Source organism: Streptomyces sp. NPDC015032, from assembly GCF_043080425.1.
Classification (GTDB): domain Bacteria; phylum Actinomycetota; class Actinomycetes; order Streptomycetales; family Streptomycetaceae; genus Streptomyces.
Map to the genome: position 1 here is coordinate 1 of NZ_JBIBVN010000114.1, position 1,796 is coordinate 1,796.

1 protein-coding gene is annotated in these 1,796 nt (G+C 71.7%); it reads right to left on the reverse strand.

What is annotated here, in order from left to right; all coding sequences use genetic code 11:
- On the reverse strand, window positions 1–1,796 hold a 1,796-nt coding region (locus ACF08M_RS41595; protein ID WP_392190517.1), incomplete at both ends, for a condensation domain-containing protein.

A 1,796-nucleotide genomic window follows, 5' to 3' on the forward strand; every position in this document is an offset into this window, starting at 1 on the left:
GTGTCATTGAACCCCCGCAGCACCTCCAGCTCCGCCGGCTCCAACAGCTCCACCGCTCCGACCCGTCGGCCGGGGTCCGCCACCAGCTGCCGCAGTACGCGCACGAGACGGTCGGCGATGCCGGCCACGGTCTCCTGCTCGTAGAGGTTGTGCTGGTAGTCGAAGGACAGCCGCAGATGGGGATCGGCGGTGGCCATCACGGTCAGGGGGTAGTGGGTACCGGTGGCCGGGCGGATCCCGGTGACGGCCACACCGGCTGTGGTGTTCGCCTCGGCGATGCCGGCCCGGTCCAGCGGGAACGACTCGTACACGACAAGGGTGTCGAACAGCGAAGGCAGTCCGGTGGCCTGCTGGATGTCGGCCAGGCCGTAGTGGTGGTGGTCCAGCAACGCGGCCTGCCGACCCTGCAGCCCGGTCAGCAGCTCGGCGAGCGGCTCGCCGGGGGCGCACCGGACCCGTACGGGCAGGGTGCTGATGAACAGCCCGACCATGGAGTCGACACCGGCCAGGGCCGGCGGACGGCCGGACACCGTGGCGCCGAACACCACGTCCTGGCAGCCGGTCAGTTCACCCAGCACGACCGCCCAGGCTCCCTGGACGAGTGTGTTCAGCGTGACGCCCAGTTCGGCGGCCCGCCGGGCCAGGCCGCGGGCGTCCTGCACCGACAGTTCGGCCTCGACATGTCCGATGCCCGAGAGGCCGGTACGGGGTTCGAGGCCGGCCGCCAGCAGGGTCGGCTCGTCGAGCCCGTCGAATTCGGCCGCCCACGCGCGAGCGGATTCCGTACGGTCCTGGGCGGCCAGCCACACCAGGAAGTCCCGGTAGCCACGGGCTCGCGGCAGCACCGAGGGGTCGCCGCCGGACCCGTAGAGCCGCAGCAGATCCTGCATCAGCAGCGGCAGCGACCAGCCGTCGAACAGCACGTGGTGCGCGGTGAAGATGAGCTCGGCACGGTCCGGGCCGGTGCTGACCAGGGTCATCCGCAGCAGTGGCGGCGCGGCCGGGTCGAACGGGGTGTTCAGGTCGTCGGCCACGATCCGCTCGAACGCGGTGTCGCGCTCGGTCTCGCCCATCTCGCGCAGGTCGACGGCGTGCCACGGCAGCGGAATGCCGTCCACCACGGCCTGCACCTGGTTCCCGGCGGCGTCGGCGACGAACGCGGTCCGCAGGTTCGGGTACCGGTTCAGCAGCGCCTGGCCCGCCGCCCGCATACGGGCCGGGTCGACGGTGCCGCTGAGGTGGAACACCAGTTGCATCTGGTACGCGTCGAAGGTCGAATCCGCCAGCATCGCGTGGAACAGCAGACCCGACTGGGTCGCGGTCAGCGGCCAGATGTCGGCCAGGCCCGGGTACTGCCGCTCCCACGCCTCGATCTCGCGCTGGGTCACGGAGACCAGGGGCACGTCCGACGGTGTCAGCCCGCCCGCGCCGGGCCCGGCCGCATGGCGGGCCAGCGCCTCCAGGGCGGCGCACCACAGGTCGGCCAGCTCCCGCACCTCGGCGTGGGAGAGGACTCCCGTCGGGAAGGCGAACTGTGCGGTGAGCCGGGTGCCTTCGGCGCTGTCGGTGACCATCGCGTTGATGTCCACCGCCGATGTCGCCGACATGTCCGCGTCGGGCTCGGCCACGTACTCGCCCGCCTCGGGGGCCATGGTCCAGCCCAGGCCGCGCAGCCCTTCGGGCATGTCGGCGGTGGAGATCCGGCCGAGGTAGTTGAAGCCGATCTGGCCGGTGGCATGCGATGCCAGTACGGGCGCGGTCCGCTCGTTGACATAGCGCAGCAGGCCATACCCCAG